General features: G+C 69.3%; 8 protein-coding genes. 6 read left to right on the top strand and 2 right to left on the bottom strand.

What is annotated here, in order from left to right:
- Positions 1 to 454 precede the first annotated feature (454 nt).
- The gene (locus tag K206_RS0135115; protein WP_020206935.1) at positions 455 to 781 is read left to right on the top strand and encodes a hypothetical protein; all 327 of its coding nucleotides are present in this window, start codon (positions 455 to 457) and stop codon (positions 779 to 781) included.
- A gap of 247 nt (positions 782 to 1,028) precedes the next feature.
- On the opposite strand, the gene K206_RS40290 is transcribed toward K206_RS0135115, so the two are convergent.
- On the bottom strand, positions 1,029 to 1,505 hold the full coding sequence (locus K206_RS40290) for a hypothetical protein (RefSeq protein ID WP_020206934.1): 477 nt from the start codon (positions 1,503 to 1,505) through the stop codon (positions 1,029 to 1,031).
- Positions 1,506 to 1,621: 116 nt separating this feature from the next.
- Here K206_RS40290 and K206_RS0135105 point away from each other — a divergent pair, with 116 nt between their 5' ends.
- From K206_RS0135105 to K206_RS0135085, 5 genes are all read left to right on the top strand, one after another.
- On the top strand, positions 1,622 to 2,491 hold the full coding sequence (locus tag K206_RS0135105; protein WP_081651622.1) for a helix-turn-helix domain-containing protein: 870 nt from the start codon (positions 1,622 to 1,624) through the stop codon (positions 2,489 to 2,491).
- A gap of 104 nt (positions 2,492 to 2,595) precedes the next feature.
- Positions 2,596 to 3,030 (top strand): MarR family winged helix-turn-helix transcriptional regulator, encoded by a 435-nt coding sequence (locus tag K206_RS0135100; protein ID WP_020206932.1) that lies wholly within the window; start codon positions 2,596 to 2,598, stop codon positions 3,028 to 3,030.
- Positions 3,031 to 3,137: 107 nt separating this feature from the next.
- Positions 3,138 to 4,559 carry a PLP-dependent aminotransferase family protein gene (locus K206_RS0135095; protein WP_020206931.1) on the top strand — a complete coding sequence of 474 codons (1,422 nt, stop codon included), beginning with the start codon at positions 3,138 to 3,140 and terminating at the stop codon, positions 4,557 to 4,559.
- A 115-nt stretch (positions 4,560 to 4,674) separates the two neighbouring features.
- Positions 4,675 to 5,130: a carboxymuconolactone decarboxylase family protein gene (locus K206_RS0135090; protein WP_020206930.1), complete on the top strand. Its 456-nt coding sequence runs from the start codon at positions 4,675 to 4,677 to the stop codon at positions 5,128 to 5,130.
- A 342-nt stretch (positions 5,131 to 5,472) separates the two neighbouring features.
- A complete protein-coding gene (locus tag K206_RS0135085; RefSeq protein ID WP_020206929.1) occupies positions 5,473 to 6,738 on the top strand; it encodes an NnrS family protein in 1,266 nt (421 codons plus the stop codon).
- A gap of 13 nt (positions 6,739 to 6,751) precedes the next feature.
- Here the strand turns inward: K206_RS0135085 and K206_RS0135080 are convergent, their stop codons facing one another.
- Complete coding sequence (locus K206_RS0135080; protein ID WP_020206928.1) at positions 6,752 to 7,261, bottom strand: Rrf2 family transcriptional regulator; 510 nt, start codon at positions 7,259 to 7,261, stop codon at positions 6,752 to 6,754.
- Between the last annotated feature and the right edge of the window lie 78 nt (positions 7,262 to 7,339).

Genomic DNA, 7,339 nt, shown 5'->3' with positions numbered 1-7,339 from the left:
TTGCCGTTATCTACTAGTAGATAGATGACTTGGGCAAAAAAAACGGGGGGTCCCCGGGTACTGCGCTGGATCCTCTTTCCTGCTTCAGCGTTCTGGCTGGGGCGGAGCAGCGGCTTCCATGACCCGAATATTATCTACTGGTAGATAGATAGTCAAGGAATTTTCCTAAGAATTTCCTGCTCGTCCTCCGTTGTGCCGCAAAGCGCATGCATTGGCCCACGGTTATCGCGAAACATGCGGCTTTCGCCACATCGCCTGCCGGCAAATGCGCCAGGAGTCGCGTTGCCGTCATGGACCGTGCTGCCGCAACAAGCACTTACAAGGTTTTCCTACGGACTCCCCGATTTCACTCCTAGGATTTATCTGTGCGAAACGCAGCATACGCCCGGGCGTCCCACGGCCTGCCGCCGGGGGAAATTCCGCAAGCGCCTTGTCACTACTACCGGAGCAAACGATGCGCAAAGTTCTCACCCTGACCTTACTTGTCGCCGCCGCTGCCGTGGCCTCGGGCGCAAGCTATGGCCAGCAAAAGAAGCCCGACCCCTATACCGACGGCGCCAAGTCCGGCGCGCGCGATCCCTATACCGATGGCGCCAAGTCGGGCAAGTTCGATCCCTATACGGACGGCGCCAAGAAGTCGACCCGCACGGACCTGAACGCGACCCAGACCAAGGCCGATCCCTACACCGACGGTGCCAAGTCCGGCACGCGCGACCCCTACACCGACGGCGCCAAGTCGGGTACGCGCGACCCTTATACGGACGGCGCCAAGTCGCAGTAAGCCGTAAGCCTTAAGCGCATGACGGCGGCCGCCCGGCCGCCACGTTCCACGGTTGCATTCTGGCCTGCCGCGCGCGCGGCGCCGCGGGCCAGGCCCGGCCGCCGGCGGTTTTCCCCGGCGGCCGGGCTTCCTCTTTTCCGCTTCCGCCCTGCTTCCCCGCTGCTTCTCCGCTGCCGCCCTGCGCCGGCGGCGCGTTGCCGTGTCCGCGCTCTGCCGGCGCGGCGGCAACAGCGTGGCGCCGGCGCGGTCACTGCGTGACGCTGTCCCTCGCCCCTTCGCGCGCCCCTTCACGCGCCATCTGTGCCGCCTCGGCCCGCAGGACCTGCTCGCCGCGCGCCAGCGCCTCGTCCATGCCGGCGGTCAGCGCCACCGGCACGCCGAACGCCTTGACCGCCAGTGCCGCCAGCGCTGACAGCCCGGCGCGCTTGGCCGCATCCGGCTCGACGTAGACCAGCAGCCGGCAGCGCCGCACCAGCGGCTCCCGGTTGTGCTTCAGCCACAAGGCGCGCAGGCGCCGGTCCTCGTGCCGCTCCGCGTCCGCTTGCGGGCCCATGACGATGACGAACGGATGCGCCTGCCGCACCAGCGTGGTCATCTCCTCGCACCACTGGCCGGCGTAGCCGGGCACCAGCGTCTCGGGCCGGCCGAGCACCAGCGGGAAGGCGGAAACGTCGTGGATCAAGAAATTCGCGGATTCGCGGAAAGCGGAAACCTGGTCTTGCATGTCTGTTCTCCTGCGGCGCGGGATCAATGCATCGGGATGCGCCTGGGGAAGCAGTATCGCGGCGAAGCGCGTAGACTCGATAACGTTACCTGGACTAAAAACAATGCAATCGAACCATGCCAATCCGCCCGCCTGACCCCGTGGATGACGAAGCCGCGGTGGACGCCGCCACCCGCGACCTGCTGGATACCTTTGCCGACCGCTACGAGCAGCCCGGCGGCCCGGCCCTGATCGCCATGCGGGGCAGCGACCGGGACAGCAACGCATTCCGCCTGGGCACGCGCGAGCTGGGCTGGCACCGGCACCTGCGCGGCCAGTTGTTCTGTATCGACAACGGGCTGGTGCACGTGCGCACGCGCCACGGCTCCTGGCTGCTGCCCGCGCAGCGCGCCGGCTGGATGCCGCCCGGCGAGATGCACCGCATCAGCATCAGCGGCGTGCTGAGCGGCTGGAACGTGTGGGTCGCGCCGTCGGCGGCGCGCGACCTGCCGCCCCTGCCCTGCGTGTTCGGCATCAGCGACGTCATGCGCGCGCTGGTCGGCCGCGCCGCCTCCTGGCCAGCGCCGTTCGCGCTCGACGACGCGCAGCAGCGTATCGTCGCGGTCCTGCTCGACGAGATCAAGCAGGCGCCGCGCGAGCCGCTGCACCTGCCGCTGCCCGTGGACCGGCGCGCGCGCCGCATCAGCGACGCCATCCTGGCGCAGCCCGGCGATCACCGCGGACTGGCCGAATGGGCCGCGTGGGCGGGCGTGTCGCCGCGCACGCTGTCGCGCCTGTTCCAGGGCGAGACCGGGCTGAGCTTCGCCCACTGGCGCCAGCAGGCGCGCCTGACCCACGCGCTCGAGCGGCTGGCGCGCGGCGAGGCGGTGGCGCAGGTGGCCGAAGCGCTGGGCTACGCCACGCCGAGCAATTTCATCGCCATGTTCCGCCGCGCGTTCGGGGACTCGCCCGCGCACTATTTCGCCAGCCGCGGACTGGCGGAATAGCCCTTGCAGCAACCGCTCGCAAAGCCGGCCGTAGATTCTGACCTTGAGGCTATCTGACAAATCAAATAAGATCGGGACATCTGCATGCCAACGCGGGGAACCGGATGAAGCACTACACCAGGGACACCTTCAACCTCACGAAGAGCGTCGGCTTCTACCTCAACAAGGCGCGCAACCTCGTGCTGATGGAAATGGATGCCGCGCTCAAGGAGCTCGACATCACCGCCCAGCAGATGGGCATCCTGCTGTCGTTGTCGCGCGGCACCGCCACCACGCCGTTCGAACTGAGCAAGCTGCTGGTCATCGATACCGGCCTGATGACGCGCATGCTGGACAAGCTGGAGCAAAAGGGCCTGCTGGCCCGCTCGCGCAGCATCGAGGACCGCCGCGTGGTCAACCTCGAACTCACCGACAAGGGCCGCGTCGTGGCCGAGCGGATTCCCGAGATCGCCCCCGAGGTGCTGAACGCGCGCCTGAAGGATTTCAGCAAGGCGGAGTTCGAGGAGCTGCTGCGGCTGCTGGACAAGTTCTCGGCCTGAGCGGGGCGGGCGCGCGGGCGCCGGCGAGCCAATATGCGCGGACATGCGCCGCGCCGGTCCGGCGACGGTTTTCACGACATCGAAGAGACAATCGACGAGGCCAGCCCATGACCCCCACCGCGAAGCACGGCAATTTCGCGCCGCTGGATCCGGCGGCAGCCGCCCCTTTCTACCGGCAGATCTACGAGCGCTTTCGCGGCGCCATCACCAGCGGATTGCTGAAACCGGGCGACCGGATACCCTCGGTGCGCGCGCTGACGCAAGAACTGGGACTGGCGCGGGGCACGATAGAAACGGCTTATTCCCTGCTGGCCGCCGAGGGGTACATCCAGGCTCGCGGCCAGGCGGGGACCATCGTGACGCCGGGCCTCAAGCTTCCGCCCGCCGGCGGCGCCATGCCGCCGCCGGGGACCGACGCGCCCGAAACCAGTTTCCGCCCGGACTCGGTGCTGCCGTTCCAGATGGGCTTGCCCGCGCTGGACATGTTTCCCCGCAAGATCTGGGCACGCCTGGGCGCGCAATGCGTGCGCGCCATGCAGCCGTCGGACATGGCGCACCCGTCCGTATACGGCCTGCCGGGCTTGCGCGCCGAGATCGCCGCGTACCTGCAGGTCTCGCGCGGGATCCACTGCGCCGCGTCGCAGGTGTTCGTGACCTCGGGATACCGGCACACCATGCAGTTGATCTGCCAGGCGCTGTGGAAGGCCGGGGACCGCGTCTGGCTCGAAGACCCGGGCTACCCGCCCACGCGGGAACTGCTGGAGCACATGCACATCGCCACCGTGCCGGTGCCGGTGGACCGCGACGGCCTGGTCGTCGCCGCCGGCATCGAGGCGGCGCCGCGAGCACGCGCGGCGGTGGTCACGCCCGGGCACCAGAGCCCGCTGGGCGTGTCCCTGTCCTTGCCGCGGCGCCTGGCGCTGCTGGACTGGGCCACGCGAAACCGCGCATGGATCGTCGAAGACGACTACGACAGCGAATACCGCTACGTCAGCCGTCCCCTGCCCGCGCTGAAAAGCCTCGACCGTGACGAGCGCGTGCTCTACGCGGGCACGTTCAGCAAGGTGCTGTTCCCCGGCATCCGGCTCGCCTATCTCGTCGTGCCGCCGACGCAGGTCGAGCGGTTCGAGCGGATCAGTCAGGTCTTCGCCGGCGGAAGCCCCCAGCTGACGCAGGCGATCGTCACCGCCTTCATCAGGGAAGGCCATTTCGCGCGCCATATCCAGCGGATGCGCAAGCTCTATGCCGAGCGCCGGGACGCCGCCACGGCGGGCCTGGAAAGCGTGCTGGGAAAGCAGGCGCGCATCGATGCGCAGCCGGGCGGCATGCACCTGATCCTGCGCCTGCGGGGCCAGCGCTCGGATCGCCGGCTGGCGGCGAGCATGCGGGAGCACGGCCTGTACGGCGAGGCGCTGTCGCGCTGGACGACGGCGGGCGATGGCGTCTCGGCCTTGCTGCTGGGCTTCACGAACATCGACTCCCGGGCCACGGCGGAACATCTCGGCAGGCGCATCCTGAAGCTCATCTGACGCGGCGCGCGGGCTGGTGTCATGGCCCATGTCGCAAGGCGAATCATGGACCATCCGGGATAGGCCAAGATGCGCCATGATTAGGGCTCCGGATCAACACACAGAAGGATGCGTCATGAGCCATCGCCTCGACTATGCAAAAGTTTCCCCCGAGGGCTACAAGGCCTTCGGCGGGGTGTACATGTCTCTCCAGAAATGCGGCCTTCCGCGGGAACTGGTCAATCTCGTGTACCTGCGGGTTTCGCAGATCAACGGCTGCGCCTATTGCATCGATATGCATTCCCGCGACCTGCTCACGCAGGGCCTTTCCGTGGACAAGCTCGTGCTGGTGCCCGTGTGGCGCGAGGCCGGAAATCTGTTCAGCGCCCGCGAGCGCGCCGCGCTTGCCTGGGCGGAAACCGTGACGCGCGTGGCCGACACCGGCGTTCCCGATGCCGACTACGAAGCCGCCGCGGCCGAATTCAGCGACAAGGAACTGGTCGACCTGACGTATGCCATCGGCCTGATGAACGCCTTCAACCGCCTGGGCGTGACGTTCCGCGCCACCCCCGCCGCCGCCGGCAAAGCCTGAAGGATCACAAGCGCGCCACGAACGAGTGCCCTGCGCACGGGAATGCCCGCTCGCCGGCACTCGCGTCTTTCCGGGTGCGGCCGGCTTGCGCTTTCCGCACGCACATTCCGGCGGTCATCTGACCACCGCTGCCGCCCGCGGCAGCTTTGCCGGGCCCGGGAGTGACGGGCTTGCGGCAGGAGCGGATGCGCCAGGCGGCCCGCCGGCCTTTTCCGTCAGACACGTCCGCATGCCGTCTTTTATGTTGCATTAAAAATGCTTGTTTTATAGAATCGTCGGGAGGCTGCCATGCGGCAGGATGCCGGCCGGCCAGAAAAAAACGAACGGGAAGGAAGCCGCGCCATGACCACATCGATCGACACCATGCACCCCGACCCGACACCGCGCGCGGCATCCATGCAGCCGCTGCTCCAGACCCCGCCGCCATCCCGCCCCGCGCCCGCCCGCCACGGCGGGCTGCCCGTGCTGGCGCTGGCATTCCGGCCCTTCTACCTGCTCGCGGCGGCGTTCGCCGTGCTGTCGGTCGGCGCGTGGGCCGCCATCTACCTGGGCTGGTGGCCGGCCGGCGCCGCGCAGCCGCCGATGGGCGGCATGCTCTGGCATGCGCATGAAATGGTGTTCGGCTTTGCCGCCGCGGTGGTGGTCGGCTTCCTCTTCACGGCGGGCAGGAACTGGACCGGGCTGCAGACGCCGCGCGGCGCGGCGCTGGCCGGGCTGGCCGCGCTCTGGCTGGCCGCGCGCGTGCTGATGTGGACCGGGCCGGCGCCGCTCGCGGTGGCGCTGGACCTGGCCTTCCTGCCGCTGTGCGCGGCCAGCTTCCTGCGCGTGCTGGTGCGCGCCGGCAGCAAGCGCAACTATGGCCTGGCCGGCGCGCTGTTCCTGCTGTGGGCGCTCAACGTGGCGTTCCACGTGGCGCTGGCGCGCGGCGCGGTGCCGGCGGCGCTGCAAAGCGCGGAGGCGGGCATCGGGCTGGTGGTGGTGTTCATCACCGTGATCGGCGGGCGCGTCATCCCGATGTTTACGGCCAACAGCGTGCCCGGCGTGCGCATTCGCCGCTCGCCGCTGGCCGAGCGCACCGTGGTGCCGCTGACGCTGGCCGCGATGGCGGCGTGCGCGCTGGCGCCGCAAGGCATGATCACCGCCGCGCTCGCGCTGCTGGCGGCGCTGGCGCACGCCGTGCGCCTGGGCGGCTGGGGCTCGCGGCGGGCGCTGCGCCGCCCGCTGATCGGCATCCTGCACCTGGCCTATGTCTGCCTGCCGCTCGGCCTGGCGCTGCTGGCCGCCGCCGCGCTCGGCCACGCGGACCGCTCCTCGGCCCTGCATGCGCTGACCGTCGGCGCGATCGGCTGCGCCATCATCGGCATGATCACGCGCACCGCGCTGGGCCACACCGGGCGCCTGCTCGAAGCGCGCGCGGTGGAGACGGCGGCCTACGCGGCGGTCTTCGCCGCGGCCGTGCTGCGCGTGGCCGGGCCGCTGGTCCTGCCGCAGTACAAGCCGTTCTGGATCGCCGCCGCGGCGGTGGCGTGGATGGCCGCGTTCGCGCTGTACCTGTTCAAGTACGTGCCGTTCCTGATGCGTCCGCGCGCCGACGGGCGCGAAGGCTAGCGCCGGGCCGCGCCTACGCCGTCCCGCCGCCGGGCGCCGCGCGCGCCTTGTGTGTCACGCTCCTGACCGGAATGCCGGCCACCGTGCCGCCATCCGGCGCCAGCGCGCGGCTCAATGCCGCCGGGCGTGTCACCAGGTCCTGCAGGCTATAGGCGTCCAGCACGTCGAAGTAAGCCCGCAGCGCGGCCGACAACACGCCGCGCAGGCCGCACACCCGCGTGATGACGCAATGATTGTCGTCGCCCTGGAAGCACTCCACCAGGCTGAAATCCGACTCCATCGTGCGGATCACCTCCCCCACGTTGATCGCCGCCGCCGGCCGGCCCAGCTCGATCCCGCCCGCGCGCCCGCGCACCGTATGCAGGAAGCCGGCCTGGCCGAGCTTCTGCACGATCTTGATCAGGTGGTTCTTGGGAATGTCGAACGCATCGGCGATGCGCTGGATGGTGACGAGCTCGCCCGGGTGGACCGCGACGTAGATCAGGGTCCGCAGACTGTAGTCGGTGTAGTCGGTCAGTCTCATGCAAAGTGGTCCTCCGCCGTGCGGATCGTGGTGCGGAATGCGGGGCAGCCGGCATGCGCGCGGCGCGCGGCGCGCGGC

This window comes from Cupriavidus sp. WS, assembly GCF_000395345.1.
GTDB lineage: Bacteria > Pseudomonadota > Gammaproteobacteria > Burkholderiales > Burkholderiaceae > Cupriavidus > Cupriavidus basilensis_B.
The sequence above is the reverse complement of the archived record's forward strand: the minus strand, read 5'-3'. Positions and strand labels throughout refer to the sequence as shown.

What these genes read in the sequence shown, in the direction of transcription:
- K206_RS0135115 (WP_020206935.1), top strand. Translation starts at nt 455, where the DNA reads ATGCGCAAAGTTCTCACCCTGACCTTACTTGTCGCCGCCGCTGCCGTG.
- K206_RS40290 (WP_020206934.1), bottom strand. Translation starts at nt 1,505, where the DNA reads ATGCAAGACCAGGTTTCCGCTTTCCGCGAATCCGCGAATTTCTTGATC.
- K206_RS0135105 (WP_081651622.1), top strand. Translation starts at nt 1,622, where the DNA reads ATGCCAATCCGCCCGCCTGACCCCGTGGATGACGAAGCCGCGGTGGAC.
- K206_RS0135100 (WP_020206932.1), top strand. Translation starts at nt 2,596, where the DNA reads ATGAAGCACTACACCAGGGACACCTTCAACCTCACGAAGAGCGTCGGC.
- K206_RS0135095 (WP_020206931.1), top strand. Translation starts at nt 3,138, where the DNA reads ATGACCCCCACCGCGAAGCACGGCAATTTCGCGCCGCTGGATCCGGCG.
- K206_RS0135090 (WP_020206930.1), top strand. Translation starts at nt 4,675, where the DNA reads ATGAGCCATCGCCTCGACTATGCAAAAGTTTCCCCCGAGGGCTACAAG.
- K206_RS0135085 (WP_020206929.1), top strand. Translation starts at nt 5,473, where the DNA reads ATGACCACATCGATCGACACCATGCACCCCGACCCGACACCGCGCGCG.
- K206_RS0135080 (WP_020206928.1), bottom strand. Translation starts at nt 7,261, where the DNA reads ATGAGACTGACCGACTACACCGACTACAGTCTGCGGACCCTGATCTAC.